Origin of the sequence: Serratia sp. BW106, assembly GCF_002607755.1 — a bacterium.
Taxonomy (GTDB): Bacteria; Pseudomonadota; Gammaproteobacteria; order Enterobacterales; family Enterobacteriaceae; genus Serratia; species Serratia proteamaculans.
The window spans coordinates 19250-44945 of the sequence record NZ_MCGS01000004.1; the positions used below are offsets into that span (position 1 = coordinate 19250).

Sequence of the window (25696 nt, forward strand, 5' to 3'; positions counted from 1 at the left end):
CGATGCAAACGAAGAAGAGTGAAATCTGGGTTGGGGCATTTATGCTGATTGCGCTGTGCGCCATCGTGTTTTTGTGCCTGCAAGTGGCGAACATTAAGTCGATTGGTAACGAACCGACCTACCGTATTTACGCGACCTTCGATAATATCGGCGGTCTGAAAGCGCGTTCACCGGTGAGGATAGGCGGGGTAATGATAGGCCGGGTGGCCGATATCTCGCTTGATCCTAAAACCTATACGCCGCGCGTCGCCCTGGACATCCAGGATAAATTCGACCAGATCCCGGACACCAGCTCGCTGGCGATCCGCACCTCCGGCCTGCTGGGGGAGCAATATCTGGCACTGAACGTCGGTTTTGAAGATCCGGATATGGGCACCGCCATTTTGAAAGATGGCGGCACTATTCAGGACACCAAATCAGCCATGGTACTGGAAGATCTGATCGGCCAGTTCCTGTATAAGAGCGGCGGTCAGGATGACGCAGCCAAAGCGGGCGACGCGACTGCTGCGCCGCAACCTGCTGCCCCTATTCATTAAGAGAGGAAACCTGCATGTTTAAACGTTTACTTATGGTTGCTCTGCTGGTGGTTGCGCCGCTGGCGAATGCGGTCGATCAAACCAATCCTTATAGCCTGATGCAAGACGCGGCTCAAAAGACCTTCACCCGTCTGAAAACCGAACAGCCAAAGATCAAGCAGGATCCTAACTACCTGCGTTCCGTAGTGCATCAGGAACTGATGCCGTTTGTGCAGGTCAAATACGCCGGTGCGCTGGTGTTGGGCCGTTATTACAAAGACGCGACGCCGGCACAGCGTGAAGCTTACTTCACCGCATTCCAGGCTTATCTGGAGCAGGCCTACGGCCAGGCGCTGGCGATGTACCACGGCCAGACTTACCAGATTGAACCTGAAAAGCCGCTGGATAATGCCGATATTGTGGCCATTCGCGTGACCATCATTGATCAGGGCGGTCGTCCGCCGGTGCGTCTGGATTTCCAATGGCGCAAAAACAGCAAGACGGGTTACTGGCAGGCATATGACATGATCGCCGAAGGCGTCAGCATGATCACCACCAAGCAAAACGAGTGGGCATCTACCCTGCGTACTCAAGGGATTGACGGCCTGACCAAACAGCTGCAGGCAGCGGCGCAGCGTCCAATCACGCTGGATCAGAAAAACTGATGACCACGGCCCTCAGCTTTGAATCGCAGCAGCAGACCCTGATCCTGCGCGGTGAACTGGATCGGGAAACTCTGTTGCCGCTGTGGGAACAGCGGGAAACGTTGCTGGCGGATAAAACCGTCCTCGACGTTACGCAACTGCAGCGTGTGGACTCTTCCGGGCTGGCATTGCTGGTACATCTGCGTGAACAGCAGCGTCAGCGCGGTGTGGAATTAAAAATTTCTGGCGTCAGCGATCGCCTGAAAACCTTGATCACGCTGTACAACCTGCAAGCAATAATGCCTGTTGATACCGCTGGTTAGCCCTACTTTCGGCTGGCTATAGACGGTTTCGCCTCAGAAAGCCCCTGTTACACAGGGGCTTTTTCTTTAGTTTAAGAAAACGTCTGATTCCACTAAGATGTCAGGCTGATTATGATCCTTTTGATGCAGAACTGGATACTATGGAAAATAACGAGATTAAAGACGTGTTGATGCGAGCATTGGCACTGGATGAAGCACATGTTACTGGCGACGGTAGCCATTTTCAGGTGATTGTGGTCGGTGAGCTGTTTGCCGCTATGAGCCGCGTCAAGAAACAACAGACAGTGTATGCACCGCTGATGGAATACATTGCGGACAACCGTATTCATGCCTTGTCGATTAAGGCATACACCCCTGAAGAGTGGCAGCGAGACCGCAAACTCAACGGATTTTAAGGCTGTTTGCCCAGCGGGGCGGGCAGCGTCAGTTTAGATAATAGAGAGTAGTCAAATGGATAAATTTCGTGTGCAGGGCCGGACCCGTCTCAGCGGTGAAGTTGCTATTTCCGGGGCTAAAAATGCCGCCCTGCCGATCCTGTTCGCCGCATTATTAGCGGAAGAGCCGGTCGAGCTGCAGAATGTCCCGAAGCTGAAGGACATCGATACCACCATTAAGCTACTCAACCAGTTAGGCACCAAGATTGAACGCAATGGCTCGGTGTTTGTTGACGCCAGCGGTGTGAATGAATTCTGCGCCCCCTATGACCTGGTGAAAACCATGCGTGCTTCTATCTGGGCACTGGGGCCGCTGGTCGCTCGCTTTGGCCGTGGCCAGGTTTCCCTGCCGGGTGGCTGTGCGATCGGGGCACGTCCGGTTGATCTGCACATCACGGGTCTGGAACAGCTGGGTGCTGAGATCAAACTGGAAGAAGGCTATGTTAAAGCTTCCGTTGACGGCCGCCTGAAGGGCGCACACATCGTTATGGACAAGGTGAGCGTTGGCGCTACCGTGACCATCATGAGTGCGGCAACGCTGGCGACCGGCACCACCGTGATTGAGAACGCGGCTCGCGAGCCGGAAATTGTCGATACCGCCAACTTCCTTAACACGCTGGGTGCGAAAATCACCGGAGCAGGCAGTGACCGCATCACCATCGAGGGCGTTGAGCGCCTGGGCGGCGGTGTTTATCGCGTGCTGCCGGACCGTATCGAGACCGGTACCTTCCTGATCGCTGCCGCGGTTTCCGGTGGTAAAGTGATGTGCCGTGATACTCGTCCAGATACGCTGGATGCGGTGCTGGCCAAGCTGCGTGAAGCCGGTGCGGATATCGAAGTAGGCGAAGACTGGATCAGCCTGGACATGCATGGCAAGCGTCCGAAAGCGGTGACCATTCGTACTGCGCCGCATCCGGGGTTCCCGACCGATATGCAGGCCCAGTTCAGCTTGCTGAACCTGGTCGCAGAAGGCACCGGTGTGATCACCGAGACCATCTTCGAAAACCGCTTCATGCATGTGCCTGAACTGATCCGCATGGGCGCACACGCCGAGATCGAGAGCAACACTGTGATTTGTCACGGCGTTGAGCAACTGTCCGGTGCACAGGTGATGGCGACCGATCTGCGCGCTTCAGCCAGTCTGGTGATTGCGGGTTGTATCGCTGACGGTGTAACCGTGGTCGATCGTATCTATCACATTGACCGTGGCTATGAGTGTATTGAAGACAAGCTGCGTGCGCTGGGTGCGAATATCGAGCGTGTGAAAGGCGAATAATCTGTTGGATGCCGGGGTGTTGCCCCGGCGGAAATGCAGTATTGAAGGGTCTGGCTTTGCCGGGCCCTTTTTAATTGTTATCTTCCGGGAATTCACCCACCGTCATCTTCAGCGTGATGCGTTTGCCCTCGCGCAGTACGACCACCGGAATTTCTGTACCGGGGCGGATCTCCGCCACCTGATCCATGGTCTCCAATACCGATATTGCCGGTTTGTTGTCGACATTGATAATCACGTCGTTGATATGGAAGCCGGCGTTACCTGCCGGTCCGTTCGGCGTAATTTCGGTCACGATAATGCCCTGCAGGCGATCGATGCCGGAATTGGACGAGCGCAGGGGGATAATTTCTTTACCCTGAATACCGAAATAACCACGAATGACGCGGCCGTCACGGATCAGTTTATCCATGATCTTGGTAGCCAGCTCGATGGGAATAGCGAAGCCCAAACCTTCCGGGGTTTCCCCATCGGTGACTTTATCGTAGGTCAGGGTATTGATACCGATTAACTCACCCAGCGAGTTGACCAGCGCGCCACCCGAATTGCCGCGGTTAATCGAGGCATCGGTCTGCAGGAAAGTTTGGCGACCGGTGGTGCTCATACTGATACGACCGGTGGCGCTGAGGATCCCCTGAGTAACCGTCTGGCCGAGATTATAGGGGTTGCCAATAGCCAGCACGACGTCACCCACGTGAGCAGTACGGGCGGTATTGATTGGGATAACCGGCAGGTTGCCCGGATCTATTTTCAACACCGCCAGATCGGTCAGGCTGTCAGATCCGACCAACAAGGCTTCGTAGCGGCGGCCATCCTGGACGACCACGGTAATTTGTTGCGCATCCTTGATCACATGGCGATTGGTCAGGATATAACCGCGATCGTTCATGATCACCCCGGAACCCAGCGACAAAACGTTGGTGGTGCCATTTATATTGCGGTTGTAGATATTCACGACGGCAGGCGCAGCGCGGCGTACCGCTTTGTTGTAGCTGACCGGTGTTTCGTCACGGGTACTGTCATGTTTTTCTGCGAACAGGGTATTGGAGGAACGTAGCACGGGAAGCGCAGCCAGCAGCAGGCCGGCAACGATTAGACCAATAACGACGGAACGCAAGAGCTTAGCAAACATGGAGTTTTAGTACGTGAGGTAAAAGATACACGGAGGATAACATGAGAATACCGGGCGCAGTATGTCACCGAGCCCGGTTTTTAAACAAATTACCGATTAACGCAACAGCAGATAAATGGTTTCACCGCCGCGCACGATGTTCAGTGCCATCACCGGGGGTTTGGCTTCAAGTACCTTGCGTAACGCCGTGATGTTCTCAATACGCTGGCGGTTGATGCCAATGATCACATCATCTTTCTGCAGTCCGATCTGCGCAGCCACAGAACCTTTATCGACTCTGTCGATCTTCACGCCCTTGTCGCCGCTTGGAATGGCACCGTTGCTGAGTGAAACACCCTGCAAGGCCGGAGAAAGCGTTTCGGCATTGGTGGAGGCACCATCGCTGTTATCCAGCGTAACGGAAACTTCCTGTGGCTTACCGTCGCGCAGCAACCCGATCTTGATGATTTTGCCCGGCGCGGTGGTCCCCACCTTGGCACGCAGCTCCGCGAAGCTGCTGACGGCCTTGCCGTCGACGGAAACCAGAATGTCACCGGCCTTGATACCCGCCTTGGCAGCGGCGGATTTAGGCAATACTTCGCTGACAAAGGCGCCGCGTTGGGTATCGGTATTAAACGCCTTGGCCATATCGGCGGTCATTTCACTGCCTTTGATGCCCAGCAGGCCGCGTTTGACTTCGCCAAACTCGATCAGCTGTTGGCTGAGGTTCTGCGCCATGTTGCTTGGGATGGCAAAGCCGATGCCCACGTTGCCGCCGCTTGGCGCCAAAATGGCGGTGTTGATGCCGATCAGCTCACCGTTGAGGTTAACCAGTGCGCCGCCGGAGTTACCGCGGTTGATGGAAGCATCGGTCTGAATGAAGTTTTCCAGCCCTTCCAGGTTCAGGCCGCTGCGGCCCAACGCAGAAATAATGCCGGAAGTCGCGGTCTGACCCAGGCCGAACGGGTTACCGACGGCCACGGCAAAATCGCCGACCCGCAGTTGGTCGGAGTCCGCCATTTTAATCGCGGTCAGATTTTTCACGTCGCTGAGCTGCAGCAGGGCGATATCGGATTGCTCGTCACGACCGAGTAGCTTGGCGTCCACTTCACGGCCATCGTTCAACTGCACGCTGATTTTGTCGGCGTTGTTGATCACGTGGTTGTTGGTCAACACATAGCCTTTGGCGGCATCGATGATGACGCCAGAACCCAACCCTTCAAACGGACGTGAGCTTTGTTGCTGCCCTGGGGCATCAGGGCCGAAGAAGCGTTTGAATTCCTCCGGAACCTGCTGGCGCTGTATCTGTGTGCCTTCAACATGCACGCTGACGACGGCGGGCAGGACTTTTTCCAGCATCGGTGCCAGGCTTGGCAGCGGTTGTCCCTGAACGGCGACGGGCATCGCCGCGGTGGCTGCCGGTACGGAGGTCAGTGTGAGGCCAATACTCATTGCCAATGCACTAAGAATTAACGACTTTTTATTCATTGATTATAACTCTCTCAATACCTGCCGGTGAAAGGGTGATGATAATGCAGCAGCACTACCATAGTGAAGGATAAGACCGTGAATTTGCGTGAAAAGTTCACTCAGGCGCCAGCTTTAAGAATAGCTCAGCGTGGGGAAGAAAAACCGGGGAAAGCAAAGACCCGTGGGACTGGCCCACGGGCGAAGAACGGCGTTTAGTCGCGGCGCGGACGTTCGCCACGCAGCAGGCCAGATGCGCCTTCAGAGTAATCGCGTGGCATCTCTACCGGCGTTTGATCGTTATCCGCTTCGGCTTCGCTCAGGCGATAACGGAACGGGTTTTCCTGCATTGGCAGGTCCGGTAGCAGGTTGTTGGAGCTTTTCGCCATGTGCTGATACAGCTGGCGATAGTCGCGTGCCATGTTGTCCAGCAGCTCAGCGCTACGGGCAAAGTGGCCGACCAACTCCTGGCGATACTCTTCCAGGTCGGTTTTGCTCTTGTCCAACTCATTTTGCAAAACTTGTTGTTGACGTAATTTACGGTTACCAAAACGCATCGCTACCGCACCAATGACGATACCGACCACCAAACCAATCAGCGCATACTCCCAGGTCATGATGACTCCTATTTTGACTTCGTTGTTCCGCAGGGATTTTTCACTTAATAATATCCACTATAACCGTTAACCTTGTCCGAGTGGAATCCTGATGAGCCATGACCTGTTTTCTTCAGGGTTTTCAGTAGCGCCCTGAGTGGGTATTTGTAGCGATAAGGGCAAGAAGCCCCGTAAAATTGCCGCGAAAATGGGCTAAATAATTTCTAAGCGTTGTTAGGGAACATCGAACAGATGCAGGCACAATCACCATTATCACGCTACCAGCAGGCGCTGGATGCGGGAGAATATCAGGCCGATGCGGTGCAACGTCAGGCCGTGACTCAACTGGATCATATCTATCAGGCATTGCAGCAGACGCCCGCTGTCAATGCGTCGGTCGGTGGCCTGCGCGGCAAATTCAACCGTTGGCTGGGCAAGAGCAGTGAAACGGCTCAGCAGCGCCCGGCTCAGGGCTTATATATGTGGGGCGGCGTTGGCCGCGGCAAGACCTGGCTGATGGATATGTTCTTCCACAGCCTGCCGGGGGACCGCAAACTGCGTCTGCATTTCCACCGTTTTATGCTGCGGGTGCACGAAGAGCTGACGGAGCTGCAGGGGCAGGAAAACCCACTTGAAATCATCGCTGACGGTTTCAAGGCGCAGACCGACGTGCTGTGTTTCGACGAATTCTTTGTTTCCGATATTACCGACGCCATGCTGCTGGCAACCTTGTTGCAGGCGCTGTTTGCCCGTGGCATTACGCTGGTGGCGACCTCCAATATTCCGCCGAACGATCTGTACCGCAACGGCCTGCAGCGTGCGCGTTTCCTGCCGGCGATCGACCTGATTAACCAGTATTGTGACGTGATGAACGTTGACGCTGGCATTGATTACCGCCTGCGCACTTTGACTCAGGCCCATTTGTACCTGACGCCGCTTGATGAGCAGACCCGGCAGACCATGGACCGGATGTTTGTGAAGCTGGCCGGCAAGGAAGGGGAGGCGGCGCCGGTATTGCAAATTAATCACCGGCCGTTGCAGGCGATCCGCGCGGTAGACGGCGTGCTGGCGGTAGATTTCCACACGTTGTGCGAAGAGGCGCGTAGCCAGTTGGACTATATTGCATTGTCGCGCCTGTACCACAGTGTGATCCTGTATAATGTGCGGGTAATGGGGCCGTTGAAGGAAAATACTGCACGTCGCTTCCTGGCGTTGGTGGATGAATTTTACGAACGTCACGTCAAGCTGGTGATTGCCGCCGAAGCGTCGATGTTTGATATTTACCAGGGGGAACGGCTGAAGTTTGAGTACCAGCGCTGCCTGTCGCGGCTGCAGGAAATGCAGAGCGAGGAGTATCTGAAGTTGCCGCATCTGCCGTGACGCCCAGGGGGACCCCGACCGCCGGCGTCCCCGCATTTCCGCCGTTAGCGCTAAATTGCGTTTCTATTCAAAAAGCGTTCGATCTTTGTGAGCGACTTCTCTATAATCTTGCGACCCCACGTTACAACAAAGTTTTTTTCCCAAAAACTTTTTAGTGCCGGCAATGGCTATTCGAAGGGGTAGGTTTGCTGGACTTGTATGGTCGTGTGAGCCTCAACTGTTTTCGAGCGTTTGGGTGTTCACCAACGTGTAACTAATTATTGGGTAAGCTTTCTAATGAAAACTTTTACAGCTAAACCAGAGAGCGTAAAACGCGACTGGTACGTTGTTGATGCAGATGGTAAAACTTTAGGCCGTCTCGCTACTGAACTGGCTCGTCGTCTGCGCGGCAAGCATAAAGCGGAATACACCCCGCACGTTGATACCGGTGACTACATCATCGTTCTGAACGCAGAAAAAGTTGCTGTAACCGGCAACAAGCGTACAGACAAAGTGTATTACCGTCACACCGGCTACGTCGGTGGTATCAAGCAAGCGACCTTTGAAGAGATGATTGCCCGCAATCCAGAGCGTGTGATTGAAATCGCGGTTAAAGGCATGCTGCCAAAGGGTCCGTTGGGTCGTGCAATGTTCCGTAAACTGAAAGTTTACGCGGGCACCGAGCACACTCACGCGGCACAGCAACCGCAAGTTCTTGACATCTAATCGGGATTATAGGCAATGGCTGAAAATCAATACTACGGCACTGGTCGCCGCAAAAGCTCCGCAGCTCGCGTTTTCATCAAGCCGGGCAGTGGTAACATCGTAATTAACCAGCGTACCCTGGAACAGTACTTCGGTCGCGAAACTGCCCGCATGGTAGTTCGTCAACCGTTGGAACTGACCGATATGGTTGGTAAATTTGACCTGTACATCACCGTTAAAGGTGGTGGTATCTCTGGTCAGGCTGGCGCTATCCGTCACGGTATCACCCGTGCACTGATGGAGTACGACGAGACTCTGCGCGGTGAATTGCGTAAAGCTGGCTTCGTTACTCGTGACGCCCGTAAGGTAGAACGTAAGAAAGTCGGCCTGCGTAAAGCACGTCGTCGTCCGCAGTTCTCCAAGCGTTAATTTTTTACTGCCTCGGCAGTGGAATTTACGCCAAAAACCCGGTGCTTCACCGGGTTTTTTTATGCCTGAAAATCAACTTGTCGCTACTAAAATCTTTGGTATATCAGACAATTCAATACGAAATCACCGTACAGCCCCCACAAAACAAGCAAAATCTGGTAAACTATCATCCACTTTTGCGCCTGTTCGCCATGCAGCAGTTATCAGTCTACCTCCGAGGCCGTTTTTATGACCTAAGGTTTCGCTGCAAGTTGCTGGCCTGCGGTCAAGATCATTCAGGATAGCAGCCTGTCCGTTGGCTATTCGCAGTATTTTCTAGATAACTTGGAGGTTTTCATGGCTGTCGCTGCCAACAAACGTTCGGTAATGACGCTGTTCTCTGGCCCGACCGACATTTTTAGCCATCAAGTACGTATCGTACTGGCGGAGAAAGGTGTCAGCGTTGAGATTGAGCAGGTTGAGTTGGATAACCTGCCGCAGGATCTGATTGACCTCAACCCGTACCAGACGGTGCCTACCCTGGTCGATCGCGAACTGACCCTGTATGAATCCCGTATCATCATGGAATACCTTGATGAGCGCTTCCCGCACCCACCATTGATGCCGGTCTACCCGGTTGCTCGCGGTGAGAGCCGCTTGATGATGCTGCGTATCGAGAAAAACTGGTATTCGCTGATGTACAAAATCGAGCAGAGTAACGGTCAGGAAGCTGAATCAGCACGCCGTCAACTGCGCGAAGAACTGCTGGCGATTGCCCCTATCTTTGGCCAGACCCCGTACTTCATGAGCGAAGAGTTCAGCCTGGTAGATTGCTACCTGGCGCCGCTGCTGTGGCGTTTGCCGCAGTTGGGCATTGAATTGAGCGGTGCCGGTTCCAAAGAGCTGAAAGGCTACATGACTCGCGTGTTCGAGCGTGATGCCTTCCTGGCCTCCCTGACCGAACCCGAGCGCGAAATGCGCCTGCAGACTCGGGGCTAAGCGTTATGGATATGTCTCAGATGACTCCACGCCGTCCGTACCTGCTGCGGGCGTTCTATGACTGGTTGCTGGACAATCAGTTGACACCGCACCTGGTGGTGGATGTGACGCGTCCTGACGTGCAGGTACCTATGGAATTCGCCCGTGATGGCCAGATCGTTCTGAACATCGCGCCGCGTGCAGTAGGCAACCTGGAATTAGGCAACGACGAAGTGCATTTCAACGCGCGTTTCGGTGGTGTGCCACGTGAGGTCCTGGTGCCAATGGCAGCGGTGCTGGCAATTTATGCCCGTGAAAACGGTGCGGGCACCATGTTCGAACCGGAAGCCGCTTATGAAGCGGAAGGCACGTTTGAAGGTTTGGACAATGAGACGATCCCTTCGGAAAGCCTGATGTCGGTAATTGATGGTGATCGCCCTGATCTGGATGAAGGTAACGATCCGGATGATGAGCCACCACCGCCGCCACGTGGTGGTCGCCCGGCACTGCGCGTGGTGAAATAACCCCGCAGTGGTGAACACGAAAGGTCGCTTTGGCGACCTTTTTTATTGCCTGCGCCCCGGGAAAAACAAAGGGCCCGGCAGAGTTAACCGCGGGCCCTTGGGGGGAAGCTGAGGAGCTTAGACTTCCAGGTAGCTCATGATGCCATCGGCTGCTTTACGGCCTTCGGCAATCGCCGTCACTACCAGATCTGAACCGCGCACCGCATCGCCACCGGCGAAGATCTTCGGGTTGCTGGTCTGGAAGGCATTATCGGTGCTTTCCGGCGCCACAATACGGCCCTGTTTGTCGAGCTCAACGTCGTGAGCGGCCAACCAGTCCATCTTATGCGGGCGGAAACCAAAGGCCAGAACCACGGCATCGGCATCGATGATGTGCTCGGAGCCCGGTACCTGCTCCGCCGTTTGGCGGCCATTGGCATCCGGTGCACCCAACTGGGTACGAACCATTTTTACACCGGCCACGCGACCGGCGCTGTTCAGTTCGATGCTCAGCGGCTGCAGGTTGAATTTGAAATCAACCCCTTCCTCACGCGCGTTTTTCACTTCACGCTTGGAGCCTGGCATGTTGGCTTCATCACGGCGGTAGGCACAGATAACGTCGGTTGCCCCCTGGCGGACAGAGGTACGCACGCAGTCCATCGCGGTATCACCACCGCCCAGTACCACCACGCGTTTGCCTTCCATGTTGATATACGGCTCGTGCTGCTCGGCTTGATAGCCCATCAGCTGCTTGGTGTTGGCGATCAGGAACGGCAGTGCGTCATAGACGCCCGGCGCTTCTTCATTCTCCAGGCCACCGCGCATGGACTGATAGGTACCGACACCGAGGAACACCGCGTCATACTCACTCAGCAGCGTCTCCATGGTGATGTCTTTGCCCACTTCGGTATTGAGTTGGAACTCAATGCCCATCTCGCTGAAGATGCCACGGCGTTTCACCATTACTTCTTTTTCCAGCTTGAAGGCCGGGATACCGAAGGTCAGCAGGCCACCGATCTCCGGATGACGATCGTAAACCACCGCTTTCACGCCGTTGCGAGTCAGTACGTCGGCACAGGCCAGGCCGGCAGGGCCAGCACCGATCACTGCTACGCGTTTGCCGGTAGGCAGCACGTGGGACATGTCCGGTTTCCAGCCCATCTCAATCGCTTTATCGCTGATATAGCGCTCGATGTTACCGATAGTCACCGCACCGAACTCGTCGTTCAGGGTGCAGGAGCCTTCACACAGACGATCCTGTGGGCAAACGCGGCCGCACACTTCCGGCAGGCTGTTAGTCTGGTGCGCCAGGTCCGCAGCTTCCATGATGCGGCCTTCGTTCGCCAGCTTCAGCCAGTTCGGGATGTAGTTGTGAACCGGGCATTTCCATTCGCAATACGGGTTACCGCAAGACAGACAGCGGTCCGCCTGCGACTTCGCCTGAGTTTCCGAAAACGGCTCGTAAATCTCTACAAACTCAATTTTACGGATCTTGAGCGGTTTCTTTGGCGGATCAACGCGCTGCAGGTCGATAAATTGATAAACATTCTGACTCATTAATGACCTCTTACTGCGCCTGAACCCGCAGCTCGGCTGCGGAACGACTACGGTGACCCAACAATGCTTTGACATCACTGGACTTCGGCTTGACCAGAGCGAACTTCGGCGCCCATTCCGGCCAGTTAGCCAGAATCTCTTCCGCACGCGAAGAACCGGTCGCCTGAACGTGCTCGGTAATCAAGCCACGCAGGTGCTCTTCATGAATCGCCAGTTGTTCGACATCCAACACTTCCACCAGCTCCGGGTTCACACGTTTGCGGAACTCGCCGTCCTCATCCAGCACGTAGGCGAAGCCGCCGGTCATGCCCGCACCAAAGTTGATGCCGGTTTTTCCCAGCACGCAGACGATGCCGCCGGTCATGTATTCACAACCGTTGTCACCGATGCCTTCGACTACGGTGATGGCACCGGAGTTACGCACGGCGAAACGCTCACCGGCACGGCCTGCGGCGAACAGCTTGCCGCCGGTAGCGCCGTACAAACAGGTGTTACCGATGATGCTGGCTTCGTGGCTGCGGAATGCAGATCCAATCGGTGGGCGTACGGCGATACGGCCACCGGCCATGCCTTTACCGACGTAGTCGTTGGCGTCGCCGGTCAGGGTCAGTTCAACCCCACCCGCATTCCAGACGCCGAAGCTCTGGCCTGCAGTACCGGAGAAGTAAGCCTTGATCGGATCGGCTGCCATGCCCTGATCGCCATGCACGGTAGCGATGGCACCGGACAGGGTAGCGCCCACTGAGCGGTCGGTATTGCGGATATCGAAGTAGAAAGCCTTACTGTGCTTGGCTTCGATATGCAGTTCCGCCTGCGCCAGCAGATCTTTGTTCATCAACCCCTGGTCGAACGGTGGGTTGCTGCTTTCAGTGCAGTACAGCGCCTTGCCTGGGTGCGGCGTAGCGGTTTGCAGCAACGGCGACAGATCCAGTTTGTTCTGCTTGGCAGAAATACCGTCCAGTTCGGTCAGGAACTCGGTACGACCAATCAGATCGACCAGTTGGCTGACACCCAGTTGCGCCATGATTTCGCGGGTTTCACGCGCGATAAACTGGAAGTAGTTAACCACACGTTCCGGCAGGCCGTGATAGTGATCGCGGCGCAGTTTTTCGTCCTGAGTTGCCACGCCGGTTGCGCAGTTATTCAGGTGACAGATACGCAGATATTTACAACCCAGCGCCACCATAGGGCCGGTGCCGAAGCCAAAGCTCTCTGCACCGAGGATCGCCGCTTTGACGATATCCACGCCGGTTTTCAGGCCGCCATCCACCTGCAGGCGGATTTTATGGCGCAGGCCGTTAGCCACCAGCGCCTGCTGGGTTTCCACCAGGCCCAGTTCCCACGGACAACCGGCATATTTCACCGAAGACAGCGGGCTGGCACCGGTACCGCCATCGTAGCCGGCGATGGTGATCAGGTCGGCATAGGCTTTCGCCACGCCGGTAGCGATGGTGCCGACGCCCGGTTCGGAAACCAGCTTCACCGAAATCATCGCCTTCGGGTTGACCTGTTTCAGGTCGAAGATCAACTGTGCCAGATCTTCGATCGAGTAGATGTCATGGTGTGGCGGTGGGGATATCAGGGTCACGCCCGGCACCGAGTAACGCAGCTTGGCGATATACGGGGTTACCTTATCGCCAGGCAACTGACCGCCTTCACCCGGCTTGGCCCCTTGAGCCACTTTAATCTGGATCACATCGGCATTCACCAGGTAGGCCGGGGTCACGCCGAAACGGCCGGACGCCACCTGCTTGATGCGTGACACCTTGTTGGTGCCGTAGCGCGCAGGATCTTCGCCGCCTTCACCGGAGTTGGAGAAGCCACCGAGGCTGTTCATGGCAATCGCCAGCGACTCATGCGCTTCCGGGCTCAGTGCACCGATAGACATGGCTGCGGTATCGAAACGTTTGAACAGCGATTCGGCCGGTTCAACCTGATCGACCGGAATTGGCGTGCCCTTCGGCGTAATGGCCAACAGGTCGCGCAGCATCGCCACCGGGCGTTCATTCACCAGTTTGGCGTAAGTTTGATAGTCGCTGTATTTGCCGCTGTGAACCGCGGTTTGCAGTGTGCTCACCACGTCAGGGTTGTACGCATGGTACTCGCCGTCGTGGACAAACTTCAGCAGGCCACCCTGTTCCAGCGGCTTGCGTTTCAGCCATGCGCGCTTAGACAGGTTCTGCAGATCCTGTTGGATATCGCTGAAGCTGGCGCCGCCGATGCGGCTGACCACGCCCTGGAAACACAAATCGGACAGATCGCGATGCAAACCGACGGCCTCGAACAATTTGGCGCAGCGGTAAGAAGCAATCGTCGAGATGCCCATTTTGGACATGATCTTGTACAGGCCTTTGTTGATGCCGTTACGGTAGTTCAGCATCACTTCACGGTATTTCTTGTCGATCGCCTGGGTATCTACCAGTTTGGCCAGGGTTTCGTAGGCCAGGTACGGGTAGACCGCCGTCGCGCCGAAGCCCAGCAGCACGGCGAAATGGTGCGGATCGCGGGCGCTGGCGGTTTCAACGATAATGTTGGCGTCGCAACGCAGGTTCTTATCTACCAGACGGGTCTGGATCGCGCCTACGGCCATCGGTGCAGGCACCGGCAAACGGCTAGTGGAGATAGCGCGGTCGGACAGCACCAACAGCACGGCACCGTCGCGGACTTTGCGTTCCGCTTCGTCGCACAGGGCGCGAATGGTCTGCTCCAGGTCTTGCTTGGCCGGATCAAAGGTCAGATCGAGCGTGTCGGCGCGATAATATTCGCCTTCCAGTGTGGTGAGCTGTTTGAAGTCGGAGTACAGCAGGATCGGTGATTTGAAGCTTAAACGGTGCGCCTGACCTTCTGCCTCGCAGAACACGTTCATTTCGCGGCCGATGCTGGTCGCCAGTGACATCACATGCGCTTCACGCAGCGGGTCGATCGGTGGATTGGTCACCTGGGCGAACTGCTGACGGAAATAGTCATAAATGATGCGCGGACGACTGGAGAGCACGGCGAACGGGGTATCGTCACCCATTGAGCCAGTGGCTTCCTGGCCAATTTCACCCAGCACGCGGATCACCTGATCCAGTTCTTCGCTGCTGTAGCCGAACTGTTTCTGGTAAGTCTCGAGCTGCGAGTCGTCAAGTTCGCGGCTACCGACCTGATCGGCCGGCAGGTCTTCGAATGGCACCAGACGCTTGACGTTCTTTTCCATCCACTCTTTATACGGGTGGCGGCTTTTCAGATCGTTGTCGGTCTCGGCGGAGTGCAGGATCCTGCCGCTGCGGGTGTCGATCACCATCAGTTCGCCAGGGCCCACGCGGCCTTTCTCTACCACTTCATCGGGCTGGTAATCCCAGATCCCGACTTCCGAGGCGCAGGTAATCAGCTTGTCTTTGGTGATGACGTAGCGCGCCGGACGCAGACCGTTACGGTCCAGGTTACAGGCGGCGTAGCGACCATCGGACATCACGATGCCGGCAGGGCCGTCCCACGGCTCCATGTGCATCGAGTTGAAGTCGAAGAAGGCGCGCAGGTCGGTGTCCATGTCCGGGTTGTTCTGCCAGGCCGGTGGCACCAGCAGGCGCATGGCACGGATCAGATCCATCCCGCCCGCCAGCAGCAGTTCCAGCATGTTATCCAGCGAGCTGGAATCGGAGCCGGTTTCATTAACGAACGGCGCGGCAGTCTGCAGATCCGGGATCAGCGGTGTCTGGAATTTATAAGTACGGGCCCGTGCCCACTGGCGGTTACCGGTGATGGTGTTGATCTCGCCGTTGTGCGCCAGATAGCGGAACGGCTGTGCCAGCGGCCAGCGCGGCACGGTGTTGGTGGAAAAACGCTGATGGAACAGGCAGATGGCCGATTCCAGACGCAGGTCCGCCAAATCAAGATAGAAACGTGGCAGATCTGCAGGCATGCACAGGCCTTTATAGATCGTTACCAGGTTGGAGAAACTGCAGACATAGAAGCTATCGTCCTGGACGCGCTTCTCGATACGGCGACGCGCGATAAACAGGCGGCGTTCCATATCGCGCGGACGCCAACCGGCCGGGGCGTTAACAAAGATCTGTTCGATGCGTGGCAAAGAAGAGAGGGCGATCTCACCCAATACGTCCGGATTGGTCGGTACTTCACGCCAGCCGACCACTGACAGCGTTTCATTCTGCAGTTCTTCTTCGACAATGCGGCGGCTGGCACGGGCTTCCTCTTCGTTCTGGCTGAGGAACATCATGCCAACGGCGTAGTTCTTGGCTAAACGCCAGCTGCGTTCTTCCGCCACCATGCGGAAAAAGCGGTCAGGCTTTTGTAATAACAGGCCGCAACCGTCGCCAGTCTTGCCGTCAGCAAGGATTGCGCCACGGTGCTGCATACGGGCCAGCGCGTGAATAGCAGTACGCACCACCTTATGGCTAGGTTCGCCTTCTATGTGGGCGATCAGGCCGAAACCACAGTTGTCCCGCTCTTGGGATTTATCGTACAACATATCAGTGAACCTCCCCAGGCTCTGCGTGACTCTCACAACCTTTCACGAGGGGGCTTCCCTTCAGGCAGAAGTCCAATCAGCAAGGTTAATAGCGCCGATCTGCTTTTCCGCCCTCCGTTAATGGCCTCTCGTGACGGTTCTCACAAGTGGTAAATGACTTGTTTTAAGAGGGAGTCTTAAATTACTGCATAAATATGACGAGACGTTTGCCCGTCCAGAAAGCTTCCAGCGGACTTCCAACTTAGCGAGAAAGAATACGCAGGTCAACTATAGGCCTAAGGGGGTTTCTTATGGGATTTATTGTGGTCAATTAATTGATATTTAATATGTTATGGCAATTTTTGAGCTTGCGCAGGGGAGTGGTGAACCCCGAAGAAATGTGAGCTGTCTCACTATAGTGCAATGCCTGAATCTCTGCACCATGCTAGTGCGGGTGTGAATGTCGGAGTTTTATTCTAATAAGTTAATCTTTTTCGTTGTTTATGACTATTTTTCATCGCTTTGTCATATTGACGTGAACGGTTGCGCGAGAATAAGAAAAATTCATCTCGGCCTGAGTGATTTTATTTGCATTTATAATGAATAGTTATGCCTGGTGAAGCCTTGCGGGGAAAGCGTTGATCTCTGTCATCGCGGGAAAAGCCGTTTCTTATTAGCATCACGGGCTTTGAGCACAGAGATCTCCAAGATTATGCAGTTGCCGCAATTAGTCAATATGTTTGGCGCCGATCTCCAGCGCCGCTATGGTGAAAAGATCCATAAACTCACGCTGCACGGCGGTTTCAGTTGTCCGAACCGCGATGGCACTCTGGGGCGCGGTGGTTGTACCTTCTGCAATGTGGCCTCTTTCGCCGATGAACAGATGCAGCAGCAAAGTATCGCCGAACAGTTGGCGTTGCAGGCGGTCAGGGTCAACCGCGCTAAGCGCTATCTGGCTTACTTTCAGGCCTACACCAGTACTTATGCAGAAGTGAGCCTGCTGGCACAGATGTATCAGCAGGCTTTGTCGCAGGCCGACATGGTTGGCATCTGCGTTGGGACTCGTCCGGACTGCGTACCGCCCGCGGCGCTTGATCTGCTGGCGGGCTACCTTGAGCAGGGGTATGAGGTGTGGCTGGAGCTGGGGCTACAGACGGCGCACGATAAAACTCTGAAACGCATCAATCGCGGCCATGATTTCTCCTGTTATCAGCACACCGCCCGGCTGGCACGTGAACGCGGACTGAAGGTGTGCAGCCACCTGATTGTCGGGCTGCCGGGGGAAACGGCCGCTGACCATCTGGCGACCCTGAAGCAAGTGGTGGACAGCGGTGTGGACGGCATCAAGCTGCACCCGCTGCATATCGTGACCGGCAGCACCCTGGCGCGGGCCTGGCAGGCCGGGCGATTGCCAGAACTGTCGCTCGAGCATTATGCCGCCAGCGCCGGTGAGATGATCCGCCATACGCCGAAAGAGGTGATATATCACCGTATCTCCGCCAGCGCGCGCCGGCCGACGCTGTTGGCACCATTATGGTGCGAAAACCGTTGGAACGGCATGCAGGCGGTGGGGGGCTATCTGCAACAGCATGGCGGTCAGGGCAGTGCATTGACAGAAAAGCAGCAATATCGTCCTTGCGCACTGTTTTGATTTGCAATCTTTCCCACACTTCGGCGTTTGCTTTCTTATCTCATCGGGGTTTTACGGTATGATTTACAAGATTCTGTCTGATGGGAGCGGCTATGAAGCAAATCCGGGTGTTAGCCCAGTACTACGTTGATTTAATGGTAAAACTGGGGCTGGTACGCTTTTCGCTGCTGCTGGCATCGGCACTGGTGGTGCTGGCAATGGTGGTGCAGATGGCGGTCACCATGCTGCTGCGCGGGGAAGTAGAAAGCATCGACGTGGTGCGTTCAATCTTCTTCGGCCTGCTGATTACGCCATGGGCGGTCTACTTTCTGTCGGTGGTGGTCGAACAGCTTGAGGAGTCACGCCAGCGCCTGACGCGGCTGGTGGATAAGCTGGAAGAGATGCGCCACCGCGACCTGGAGCTTAACCAGCAGTTGAAGGACAACATCAGCCAACTGAATCAGGAAATTGCCGACCGTATCAAGGCGGAAGAAGAGCGTCAGCAGGTGATGGACAAGCTGACGGGAGAGATGGAGCAGCGTGAACTGGCGCAGATTGAACTGGGTCAGCAGTCGGCGCTGTTGCGTTCCTTCCTCGATGCTTCGCCGGATTTGGTCTATTACCGCAACGAAGACAAAGAGTTCTCCGGCTGTAACCGGGCGATGGAACTGCTGACCGGCAAAAGCGAAAAACAGCTGATCGGCCTGACGCCATTTGACGTCTACGGTCAGGAAATCGCCGAGAAGGTGATCGAAACCGACGAGAAAGTGTTCCGTCACAACGTCTCACTGACCTATGAACAGTGGCTGGTTTACCCGGATGGCCGCAAGGCCTGTTTTGAGCTGCGCAAGGTGCCGTTTTACGACCGCGTGGGCAAACGCCACGGCCTGATGGGCTTTGGTCGCGATATAACCGAGCGTAAGCGCTACCAGGACGCGCTGGAGAATGCCAGCAGGGACAAGACCACCTTCATCTCAACGATCAGCCACGAGCTTCGTACGCCGCTTAACGGCATCGTCGGCCTGAGTCGCATTCTGCTCGATACCGAATTAAACGACGAACAGCTGAAATACCTCAAAACCATCCATGTCAGCGCCATCACGCTGGGTAATATCTTCAATGACATTATCGAGATGGATAAGCTCGAGCGCCGTAAAGTGCAGCTCGACAACCAACCTGTAGACTTCACCGGCTTCCTGGCCGATCTGGAAAATCTCTCTGGCCTGTTGGTACAGCCGAAAGGGCTGCAGTTTGTGATGGAGCCGCAACAACCGCTGCCGCAACAAATCATCGCCGACGGCACCCGCCTGCGACAAATCCTGTGGAACCTGATCGGCAACGCGGTGAAGTTTACCCCGCAGGGGCGAATTGTGGTGCGCGTACGGCGCGAAGAGCAGGATCGGCTGGTGTTTGAAGTGGAAGACTCCGGCATGGGCATTCCGCAGGATGAACAGGACAAAATCTTCGCCATGTATTATCAGGTGAAGGATCAGCACGGCGGCCGTCCGGCGACCGGTACGGGCATTGGGCTGGCGGTTTCCAAGCGTCTGGCGCAGAGCATGGGCGGCGATATCACCGTCAGCAGCGCACAGGGGCACGGTTCTTGCTTTACCTTATCCATCAAGGCACCGGCGGTACAGGAAGCGGAAAGTGAGACCGCAGTCGAAGAGGCGCTGCCATTGCCGGCGCTGCATATCCTGCTGGTGGAAGACATTGAGCTGAACGTGATTGTGGCGCGTTCGGTGCTGGAGAAGCTGGGCAACAGCGTTGAAGTGGCGATGAACGGCCAGGATGCGCTGGCGATGTTCGATCCGGACGAGTTCGATCTGGTGCTGCTGGATATCCAGTTGCCGGACATGACCGGGCTGGATATCGCCCGGATACTGCGTGAACGCTATGCCGGGCAGGCGCTGCCGCCGTTGGTTGCACTGACCGCCAACGTGCTGAAAGACAAAAAAGAGTACCTCGACGCGGGAATGGACGATGTGCTGAGCAAGCCGTTGTCCGTACCGGCGCTGACCAAGGTGATAAAGCATTACTGGGATCATCAACCCTCTCACACCACAAAGAAAACGGAGCAAAAGACGATGAAGATTAATGAGTCTTTACTGGATACCACCATGCTGGAACAGTACATGGACCTGGTGGGGCCGCAGTTGATTCATCAGAGCCTGGAGATGTTTGAGCAGATGATGCCGGGTTATCTGGCGGTGCTGGAGTCCAATATGACGGCACGCGACCAGAAGGGCATCACCGAAGAGGGGCACAAAATCAAAGGTGCTGCCGGCTCGGTTGGCCTGCGTCATTTGCAACAGATTGCACAGCAAATTCAAACCCCGACGTTGCCGGCATGGTGGGATAACGTGCAGGATTGGGTTGATGAGCTGAAGCAAGAGTGGCGCAACGATGTGCAGGTACTGCGTGAGTGGGTAGCGGAAGCTGAAAAAAAATGACCCCGACCTAGGCCGGGGTGCGCGAATATTGCGCCAACACCAGGGAAATTGTGAACCTGCGTATTGGTTTTAATGTTCTGGTCGAGCAGGTTGTAGAGAATTCCTAAACATCATACAGCCAACAACATAGCAAATGTAAGCGCTCTTGTTAGAAGATTCATTAAAATGTGTGATGTAGATTAGTGTTTGTCAACTCAGAGCACTTACCAGTTGACAGTATCGACAGGAGGAAGGGTGATGAAAAACGTTGGCGTAGTGCTGAGCGGCTGTGGGGTTTATGACGGTACGGAGATCCATGAGGCCGTCCTGACGCTGCTGGCGTTGGACCGGGCAGGGGCGCAGGCGGTATGCTTTGCCCCTGATAAACCTCAACTTCATGTTATTAATCACTTATCCGGTGATGGGGTGCCAGAGTTTCGCAATGTTCTGGTGGAGTCTGCGCGCATTGCCAGAGGGAAAGTCCAGCCGCTTTCACAGGCCGACGCCAGCCAACTGGATGCCCTGATCGTCCCCGGTGGCTTTGGCGCGGCAAAGAACCTCAGCAGTTTCGCCAGTGAAGGGGCGGAATGCTGGATTGATAAGGATTTGGCTAAGTTAACGCAGCAAATGCATAAGGCAAATAAACCAATTGGTTTCATGTGTATTGCGCCCGCGTTGCTACCGAAACTGTTGGATCAACAAGTGCGGCTGACCATTGGCAACGATCCCGACCTGGGTGAAGTGATTGATGCCATGGGCGGTGAGCCGGTGATTTGTCCGGTTGATGACATCGTGGTGGATGCTGAGAACAAAGTGGTGACCACGCCGGCCTATATGCTGGCAAAATCGATCGGTGAGGCGGCCAGCGGAATTGATAAGCTGGTTTCACGGGTGCTGGATTTGACTGAATGAGAAAATCTGCGGGCAAATCGATTTTTTCCCGGCCCTGGTTTTGGCTGAAACGCGGATTAATTACGCTGGTCGGCGTGTGGCTACTGGGGATCGTCGCCTTTGCTTTTCTGCCCGTGCCTTTTTCTGCGGTGATGGTTGAACGGCAGCTTGGCGCCTGGCTGAGTGGCGATTTTGGCTATGTAGCACATTCCGACTGGGTGTCGATGGACGATATTTCCCCGCAGATGGCGTTGGCGGTGATGGCCGCGGAGGATCAGAAATTCCCGGAGCACTGGGGTTTTGATGTGGCGGCGATCGAAAAGGCGCTCAGTCACAATGAGCGTCGGCCCACGCGCATTCGTGGCGCCTCTACGCTGTCCCAGCAAACGGCAAAGAACCTGTTCCTGTGGGATGGCCGCAGTTGGCTGCGCAAGGGGCTGGAGGCCGGGCTGACATCGGGGATTGAGCTGGTGTGGACCAAGCGACGGATCCTGACGGTATACCTGAATATCGTCGAATTCGGCGACGGTGTTTTCGGCGTGGAGGAAGCGTCACAGCGCTTTTTCAATAAACCGGCCAAGCGTCTGACTGCGTCAGAAGCTGCATTACTGGCAGCGGTATTACCTAACCCGCACCGCTTCAAGGCCAATGCGCCTTCCGGTTACGTGGTACAACGGCAGCAGTGGATTATGCGTCAGATGCGTCAGTTGGGCGGGGAAGGGTTTCTGAAAGAACATAATCTGGATTGAGTGAGCCGTCACCCTCTCCCGCAGGAGAGGGCATCGGACCACTGGTTATTTCACGTAGGTAAAGGCGGTGGTGACGTGTTTTACGCCGCCCACCTGGCTGGCTGTCTGCGCCGCAGATTGTGCTTCCTGTTGCGTGACCAGACCCAGCAGGAACACTTCACCATTTTCGGTGGTGACTTTCACATTGGACGATTTCACAGCATCGCTGGTGAGCAATTGTGAACGGACCTTGGTGGTGATCCAGGTGTCGGAAGACGCGGTGCTCAGACTGACCGGCGTCCCCTGACGGACCTCGTTGTACACTTCGGTAGTGCCTTCAACACCCATCGCGATCTGCTTGGCGCGGGCGGCCAGATCGGTATTTGGCGCCTGCCCGGTCAGCAGCACTTTACCCTGATAGGCGGTCGCAACCACCCGGGCATCTTTCTTCAACTGCTGATCTTTGCTCAGGGCGTTTTCAACCCGGGCTTCCAGTGTGCCATCGTCTACCTGAGTGCCCACGCTGCGTGGGTCAGTGGCGGTTTTGGTGGCAACGGCAGCGCTGCCAACGACAACGCCTGCAATACAGCCTTGTAACAGCAGGGCGCTGGACAGCACTGCAAATGTGGCTTTCAGCTTCATCTCAGTTCCTTATTCGTCCTGGTGGGGAAACAACGTACTATCTATCAGGTCGCATAGGCAATTTACGGTAAGCATATGCATTTCCTGAATGCGTGCACTGCGGTGTGATGGGATGCGGATCTCGACATCCTGTTGACCGAGCAAGCCGGCCAGTTCACCGCCGTCGTAACCGGTCAACGCGACAATCGTCATGTCGCGCGTTACCGCGGCTTCGACCGCTTTCACAATATCACGGCTGTTGCCGCGGGTGGAAATTGCCAGCAACACGTCGCCGGCATGGCCGAGCGCGCGCACTTGTTTGGCGTAGACTTCGTCGTGCAGCCGATCGTTGGTGATCGCCGTCAGCACCACGTTATCGGCATTTAGCGCAATGGCCGGCAAGCTTGGGCGCTCGGTTTCAAAGCGGTTGATCATGCTGGCGGCGAAATGCTGCGCGTTGGCTGCCGAGGTGCCGTTGCCGCAGCACAGAATTTTATTACCGTTAAGTAAGGATTGAACCAGCGTCATCGCGGCACGCGAGATGGCGTCGGGCAAGGCCTCCGCCGCCGCAATCTGGGTTTGGATGCTTTCGGTAAAACAGGCTTTAATTCTATCCAGCACGTTGTATTAATCCACTAAGTCAAAGGGCCGGTCTGCACCGGTAAACCACGATTAATCCGCATTGAAGGCGTTGGGTATCCATTCTAACTGGCTACCTGTGATGGCCAAAACATCAAAACGGCAAGACGATGTGTCAAAACTGGCTCCGCGTCCCGCCAGCCAAACGGCGGCGGCATGCAGCAACTTCTGCTGCTTGCGATAAGTGACGCTGGCCGCCGCACCGCCAAAAGCATCGCTGCGGCGGTAGCGGACTTCAACGAACACCCAGGTTTGACCATCGCGCATGATGAGATCGAGCTCACCACCGCGCAGCGCCACATTGGCAGCGCAGAAGGTGAGCCCGGCGCGTTCCAGATAGTGGCGGGCCTGTAACTCATAGCCCGCCCCTATGGCGCGTTGACTCAAGAGACCGGAACGACCATGCCCTGACGGTATTGCAGCCAAGGCAGTTTTCTGTTGATCACACAGCCCGGTGCGGCGGTGAGCATGCCAGTCGTGCCGGAGACCTGGAAACCGGGCAACTGGCGCATTTCAGCAAAGTGGTTGGACAATGTCCAGGCATCCATCCCCATTGCGTACAGACGCACCAGCGAATAATCGTTGCGGAACTGGCTGCTTGCCTGCTGTAACAACTGCGGGTTAGCACCGGCCAACAACGGAATATCACTGAACTGCAGGCCTTCCATTTCCAGACGGAAGTCCGGACCGGCCCCGGCCTGGTAGCTGCGTGAGCTGGCGTACATTGCCGGCTTGCTGCGTGAGTTGGTGGCCATGTCGATCATCGGTTTGATCAGCGTCAACTGGGACTGGGTGGCGACGATATAGACCGAGTCTACGCTGCCACCACTGGTTGCAGGCGTATCGCTTGGCGGTGCCGGAATGGTCAGCCCGGCAATGGTCACGGCCTGCGGTGCCGGTGCGGCGGAGATTGGCGTCCCGGACATGCGAATACCACCGCTGTTGACCATCTGGCGCAGTTCACTGGCGGAGCCAATGTTCTGCTGCAGCACGGTCTGTCCGCCCAGGCTCTGCCACTCCTGGTTAAAGGCTTTGGCAACGCGGTCGCCGAAGGCACCGCGAGGGATCAGCAACAGCGGCTGCCGTTTCTGTTGTTCCCAAATGTGGCGGGCGGCGTCACGTGCTTCATTTTCCGGTGAAAGCGCGAAGTAACAGATGTTCGGGTTATCTTTCGGCGTTTCCGGCTGATTGAGCGCCAGCACGTTCAGCGTGGTAGTACTGCTGGCAAGTTGATCGACGTTTTCTTTCAGCAACGGGCCGACCACCAGGGTTGCGCCATCCTGCTGTGCCTGCGTCAGCAACGCGGCCAGCGGTTGGCTGGAGGTATCATACACTTTAATCTGTGCGTTAGCGGCCTGCGGCGGAGTCATCGGCGCAGTGGAAGGTGCAGCAGGCTGGGCAGCCGTCACCGGGGCAGCATCCGGCGCCGAGGTGCTGACTGCACCGTTGGCGTTCTGGTCTGCTGACGCGGGATCTGCGCTCTGCACTGGCGCGCTGTCAGGCTGTGATTGCTGTTGCTGCACTGGGGCCGAAGGGGTCACACCGTTCTTGGCTGCTTCAAAGCCTTTTTGGATCGCATCGGCAAACACTTTTGCCTGGCCATTCAGCGGCAGCAGCAGTGCGATTTTTGAAGTGGAGGCCTGGGTGAAGTTCAGCACCTGGTTCAACTGGGTCGGTAGTGTTTTCGCCGCCGGGTTCTGTGGATAGCGGTTCTGCCAGTCTTTAATCCCGGCCTTCAGCAGATCGGGATCCTGCTTGTTGTCCTGATAGACACGCAGCAGATCCAACCAGCCCTGCAACACATTTTCATTAGCGTTGATCACCAGGCTGTTCATGTCCTGCGTCGTCAGTTGCAGCAGCGACTGCCAGGTTTGGTCCAGGTTGGTTTGATGTGGCTTGCCGGTCAGCAACGGCTCTTGCGCAATGTAAGCGCGGATCAGCGGCAGGGAGGGTTTACCCTGATTGGCGGCGATCTGCGCCTGATAGAAACGTACCAACTGGTTGGCCGACAGTGAGCCGGTATCCAGATGCCCCAGCGTACTGCGAGCGCTGACGTAGCTTTTGTTTGCCACCTGCAGTTCTGCGGTCAGCAACTGGCTTTCCACCTGCTGCACGCTGCTGAGGTTTTTCGGCAGTTGCTTCAGTTGTTCACTGGCCTGCGGCAGTTTCCCTTCACGTAACAACGCGCGAATAGCAAGTAATTGCCAGTCAGCCTTGTTATCATTGCTGCTTTGCTGCAGCTGCTGCAGATAGTAATCGGAACTGGCGCTCGCTTCGTCCTGTATATTGGCGGGCGGCGTCTGCGGGGCCTGACTCGGACAGCCTGCAAGGAAAAGGGCTGCTGCGATCACTGCGGTAAGTCGGACAGGCTTTGAACGCCCTGCTTTGGTACGAACGAATGTTGAGGAAAGCATACTGTATCCAGTGATGTT

General features: G+C 55.9%; 23 protein-coding genes. 14 read left to right on the top strand and 9 right to left on the bottom strand.

Annotated features, from left to right (window positions below; translation table 11 throughout):
• The first annotated feature begins 2 nt into the window (after positions 1-2).
• The 5 genes from mlaD (at position 3) to murA (ending at position 3192) form a co-directional block, all read left to right on the top strand.
• Positions 3-536, top strand: a complete 534-nt coding sequence (mlaD, locus tag BEI65_RS03165) for an outer membrane lipid asymmetry maintenance protein MlaD (RefSeq protein WP_099062104.1) — start codon at positions 3-5, stop codon at positions 534-536.
• A 14-nt stretch (positions 537-550) separates the two neighbouring features.
• Entirely contained in the window at positions 551-1180 is a 630-nt protein-coding gene (gene mlaC, locus BEI65_RS03170; RefSeq protein WP_099062105.1) for a phospholipid-binding protein MlaC, read from the top strand.
• Positions 1180-1482, top strand: coding sequence for a lipid asymmetry maintenance protein MlaB (gene mlaB, locus BEI65_RS03175; protein WP_099062106.1), 303 nt, complete (start codon positions 1180-1182; stop codon positions 1480-1482). Before mlaC ends, mlaB begins: the two co-directional genes overlap by 1 nt.
• A 140-nt stretch (positions 1483-1622) precedes the next feature.
• A complete protein-coding gene (ibaG, locus tag BEI65_RS03180; protein WP_012147051.1) occupies positions 1623-1877 on the top strand; it encodes a BolA family iron metabolism protein IbaG in 255 nt (84 codons plus the stop codon).
• A 55-nt stretch (positions 1878-1932) separates the two neighbouring features.
• A complete protein-coding gene (gene murA / locus BEI65_RS03185) occupies positions 1933-3192 on the top strand; it encodes a UDP-N-acetylglucosamine 1-carboxyvinyltransferase (protein WP_099062107.1) in 1260 nt (419 codons plus the stop codon).
• Positions 3193-3262: 70 nt separating this feature from the next.
• Here the strand turns inward: murA and degS are convergent, their stop codons facing one another.
• The 3 genes from degS to zapG all read right to left on the bottom strand — a co-directional run bounded on the left by degS (position 3263) and on the right by zapG (position 6384).
• Positions 3263-4321 (bottom strand): outer membrane-stress sensor serine endopeptidase DegS, encoded by a 1059-nt coding sequence (gene degS, locus BEI65_RS03190; RefSeq protein ID WP_099062108.1) that lies wholly within the window; start codon positions 4319-4321, stop codon positions 3263-3265.
• A 96-nt stretch (positions 4322-4417) separates the two neighbouring features.
• Positions 4418-5788 carry a serine endoprotease DegQ gene (gene degQ / locus BEI65_RS03195; protein WP_099062109.1) on the bottom strand — a complete coding sequence of 457 codons (1371 nt, stop codon included), beginning with the start codon at positions 5786-5788 and terminating at the stop codon, positions 4418-4420.
• Between the two features lie 194 nt (positions 5789-5982).
• A complete protein-coding gene (gene zapG / locus BEI65_RS03200) occupies positions 5983-6384 on the bottom strand; it encodes a Z-ring associated protein ZapG (protein ID WP_085119655.1) in 402 nt (133 codons plus the stop codon).
• Positions 6385-6615: 231 nt separating this feature from the next.
• On the opposite strand from zapG, the gene zapE reads away from it, so the two are divergent.
• The 5 genes from zapE (at position 6616) to sspB (ending at position 10337) form a co-directional block, all read left to right on the top strand.
• Complete coding sequence (gene zapE / locus BEI65_RS03205; protein WP_099062110.1) at positions 6616-7743, top strand: cell division protein ZapE; 1128 nt, start codon at positions 6616-6618, stop codon at positions 7741-7743.
• A 276-nt stretch (positions 7744-8019) separates the two neighbouring features.
• Positions 8020-8448: a 50S ribosomal protein L13 gene (rplM, locus tag BEI65_RS03210; RefSeq protein ID WP_012147045.1), complete on the top strand. Its 429-nt coding sequence runs from the start codon at positions 8020-8022 to the stop codon at positions 8446-8448.
• Positions 8449-8463: 15 nt separating this feature from the next.
• On the top strand, positions 8464-8856 hold the full coding sequence (gene rpsI, locus BEI65_RS03215; RefSeq protein WP_085119653.1) for a 30S ribosomal protein S9: 393 nt from the start codon (positions 8464-8466) through the stop codon (positions 8854-8856).
• A gap of 336 nt (positions 8857-9192) precedes the next feature.
• The gene (gene sspA, locus BEI65_RS03220; RefSeq protein ID WP_085119652.1) at positions 9193-9834 is read left to right on the top strand and encodes a stringent starvation protein SspA; all 642 of its coding nucleotides are present in this window, start codon (positions 9193-9195) and stop codon (positions 9832-9834) included.
• 5 nt (positions 9835-9839) lie between these two features.
• On the top strand, positions 9840-10337 hold the full coding sequence (gene sspB, locus BEI65_RS03225) for a ClpXP protease specificity-enhancing factor (protein WP_099062111.1): 498 nt from the start codon (positions 9840-9842) through the stop codon (positions 10335-10337).
• Between the two features lie 117 nt (positions 10338-10454).
• On the opposite strand, the gene BEI65_RS03230 is transcribed toward sspB, so the two are convergent.
• Together BEI65_RS03230 and gltB are read right to left on the bottom strand one after the other, a co-directional pair.
• Positions 10455-11873 (bottom strand): glutamate synthase small subunit, encoded by a 1419-nt coding sequence (locus BEI65_RS03230; protein WP_099062112.1) that lies wholly within the window; start codon positions 11871-11873, stop codon positions 10455-10457.
• A gap of 10 nt (positions 11874-11883) precedes the next feature.
• On the bottom strand, positions 11884-16344 hold the full coding sequence (gene gltB / locus BEI65_RS03235) for a glutamate synthase large subunit (RefSeq protein ID WP_099062113.1): 4461 nt from the start codon (positions 16342-16344) through the stop codon (positions 11884-11886).
• Between the two features lie 691 nt (positions 16345-17035).
• Here gltB and BEI65_RS03240 point away from each other — a divergent pair.
• The 4 genes from BEI65_RS03240 to mtgA all read left to right on the top strand — a co-directional run bounded on the left by BEI65_RS03240 (position 17036) and on the right by mtgA (position 22025).
• Positions 17036-17974 carry a TIGR01212 family radical SAM protein gene (locus BEI65_RS03240; protein ID WP_099062114.1) on the top strand — a complete coding sequence of 313 codons (939 nt, stop codon included), beginning with the start codon at positions 17036-17038 and terminating at the stop codon, positions 17972-17974.
• A gap of 92 nt (positions 17975-18066) precedes the next feature.
• Entirely contained in the window at positions 18067-20406 is a 2340-nt protein-coding gene (arcB, locus tag BEI65_RS03245; RefSeq protein ID WP_099062115.1) for an aerobic respiration two-component sensor histidine kinase ArcB, read from the top strand.
• A gap of 237 nt (positions 20407-20643) precedes the next feature.
• Positions 20644-21297, top strand: coding sequence for an isoprenoid biosynthesis glyoxalase ElbB (gene elbB, locus BEI65_RS03250; protein WP_099062116.1), 654 nt, complete (start codon positions 20644-20646; stop codon positions 21295-21297).
• A complete protein-coding gene (mtgA, locus tag BEI65_RS03255) occupies positions 21294-22025 on the top strand; it encodes a monofunctional biosynthetic peptidoglycan transglycosylase (RefSeq protein ID WP_099062117.1) in 732 nt (243 codons plus the stop codon). Before elbB ends, mtgA begins: the two co-directional genes overlap by 4 nt.
• 45 nt (positions 22026-22070) lie before the next feature.
• Here mtgA and dolP read toward each other — a convergent pair whose 3' ends face one another.
• The 4 genes from dolP to BEI65_RS03275 are packed head-to-tail and all read right to left on the bottom strand — an operon-like array spanning position 22071 to position 25678.
• Positions 22071-22646 carry a division/outer membrane stress-associated lipid-binding lipoprotein gene (gene dolP / locus BEI65_RS03260; RefSeq protein WP_099062118.1) on the bottom strand — a complete coding sequence of 192 codons (576 nt, stop codon included), beginning with the start codon at positions 22644-22646 and terminating at the stop codon, positions 22071-22073.
• Between the two features lie 9 nt (positions 22647-22655).
• Complete coding sequence (gene diaA, locus BEI65_RS03265) at positions 22656-23246, bottom strand: DnaA initiator-associating protein DiaA (protein WP_004948462.1); 591 nt, start codon at positions 23244-23246, stop codon at positions 22656-22658.
• A gap of 51 nt (positions 23247-23297) precedes the next feature.
• The gene (locus tag BEI65_RS03270; protein WP_170925084.1) at positions 23298-23651 is read right to left on the bottom strand and encodes a YraN family protein; all 354 of its coding nucleotides are present in this window, start codon (positions 23649-23651) and stop codon (positions 23298-23300) included.
• Positions 23648-25678: a penicillin-binding protein activator gene (locus BEI65_RS03275; RefSeq protein ID WP_099062119.1), complete on the bottom strand. Its 2031-nt coding sequence runs from the start codon at positions 25676-25678 to the stop codon at positions 23648-23650. The genes BEI65_RS03270 and BEI65_RS03275 overlap by 4 nt, the downstream gene beginning before the upstream one ends.
• Positions 25679-25696: the final 18 nt, after the last annotated feature.

What these genes read in the sequence shown, in the direction of transcription:
- mlaB (WP_099062106.1), top strand. Translation starts at nt 1,180, where the DNA reads ATGACCACGGCCCTCAGCTTTGAATCGCAGCAGCAGACCCTGATCCTG.
- sspA (WP_085119652.1), top strand. Translation starts at nt 9,193, where the DNA reads ATGGCTGTCGCTGCCAACAAACGTTCGGTAATGACGCTGTTCTCTGGC.
- BEI65_RS03230 (WP_099062112.1), bottom strand. Translation starts at nt 11,873, where the DNA reads ATGAGTCAGAATGTTTATCAATTTATCGACCTGCAGCGCGTTGATCCG.
- murA (WP_099062107.1), top strand. Translation starts at nt 1,933, where the DNA reads ATGGATAAATTTCGTGTGCAGGGCCGGACCCGTCTCAGCGGTGAAGTT.
- rplM (WP_012147045.1), top strand. Translation starts at nt 8,020, where the DNA reads ATGAAAACTTTTACAGCTAAACCAGAGAGCGTAAAACGCGACTGGTAC.
- dolP (WP_099062118.1), bottom strand. Translation starts at nt 22,646, where the DNA reads ATGAAGCTGAAAGCCACATTTGCAGTGCTGTCCAGCGCCCTGCTGTTA.
- degS (WP_099062108.1), bottom strand. Translation starts at nt 4,321, where the DNA reads ATGTTTGCTAAGCTCTTGCGTTCCGTCGTTATTGGTCTAATCGTTGCC.
- sspB (WP_099062111.1), top strand. Translation starts at nt 9,840, where the DNA reads ATGGATATGTCTCAGATGACTCCACGCCGTCCGTACCTGCTGCGGGCG.
- BEI65_RS03240 (WP_099062114.1), top strand. Translation starts at nt 17,036, where the DNA reads ATGCAGTTGCCGCAATTAGTCAATATGTTTGGCGCCGATCTCCAGCGC.
- arcB (WP_099062115.1), top strand. Translation starts at nt 18,067, where the DNA reads ATGAAGCAAATCCGGGTGTTAGCCCAGTACTACGTTGATTTAATGGTA.
- ibaG (WP_012147051.1), top strand. Translation starts at nt 1,623, where the DNA reads ATGGAAAATAACGAGATTAAAGACGTGTTGATGCGAGCATTGGCACTG.
- rpsI (WP_085119653.1), top strand. Translation starts at nt 8,464, where the DNA reads ATGGCTGAAAATCAATACTACGGCACTGGTCGCCGCAAAAGCTCCGCA.
- zapG (WP_085119655.1), bottom strand. Translation starts at nt 6,384, where the DNA reads ATGACCTGGGAGTATGCGCTGATTGGTTTGGTGGTCGGTATCGTCATT.
- BEI65_RS03275 (WP_099062119.1), bottom strand. Translation starts at nt 25,678, where the DNA reads ATGCTTTCCTCAACATTCGTTCGTACCAAAGCAGGGCGTTCAAAGCCT.
- gltB (WP_099062113.1), bottom strand. Translation starts at nt 16,344, where the DNA reads ATGTTGTACGATAAATCCCAAGAGCGGGACAACTGTGGTTTCGGCCTG.
- mlaC (WP_099062105.1), top strand. Translation starts at nt 551, where the DNA reads ATGTTTAAACGTTTACTTATGGTTGCTCTGCTGGTGGTTGCGCCGCTG.
- mlaD (WP_099062104.1), top strand. Translation starts at nt 3, where the DNA reads ATGCAAACGAAGAAGAGTGAAATCTGGGTTGGGGCATTTATGCTGATT.
- degQ (WP_099062109.1), bottom strand. Translation starts at nt 5,788, where the DNA reads ATGAATAAAAAGTCGTTAATTCTTAGTGCATTGGCAATGAGTATTGGC.
- zapE (WP_099062110.1), top strand. Translation starts at nt 6,616, where the DNA reads ATGCAGGCACAATCACCATTATCACGCTACCAGCAGGCGCTGGATGCG.
- mtgA (WP_099062117.1), top strand. Translation starts at nt 21,294, where the DNA reads ATGAGAAAATCTGCGGGCAAATCGATTTTTTCCCGGCCCTGGTTTTGG.
- elbB (WP_099062116.1), top strand. Translation starts at nt 20,644, where the DNA reads ATGAAAAACGTTGGCGTAGTGCTGAGCGGCTGTGGGGTTTATGACGGT.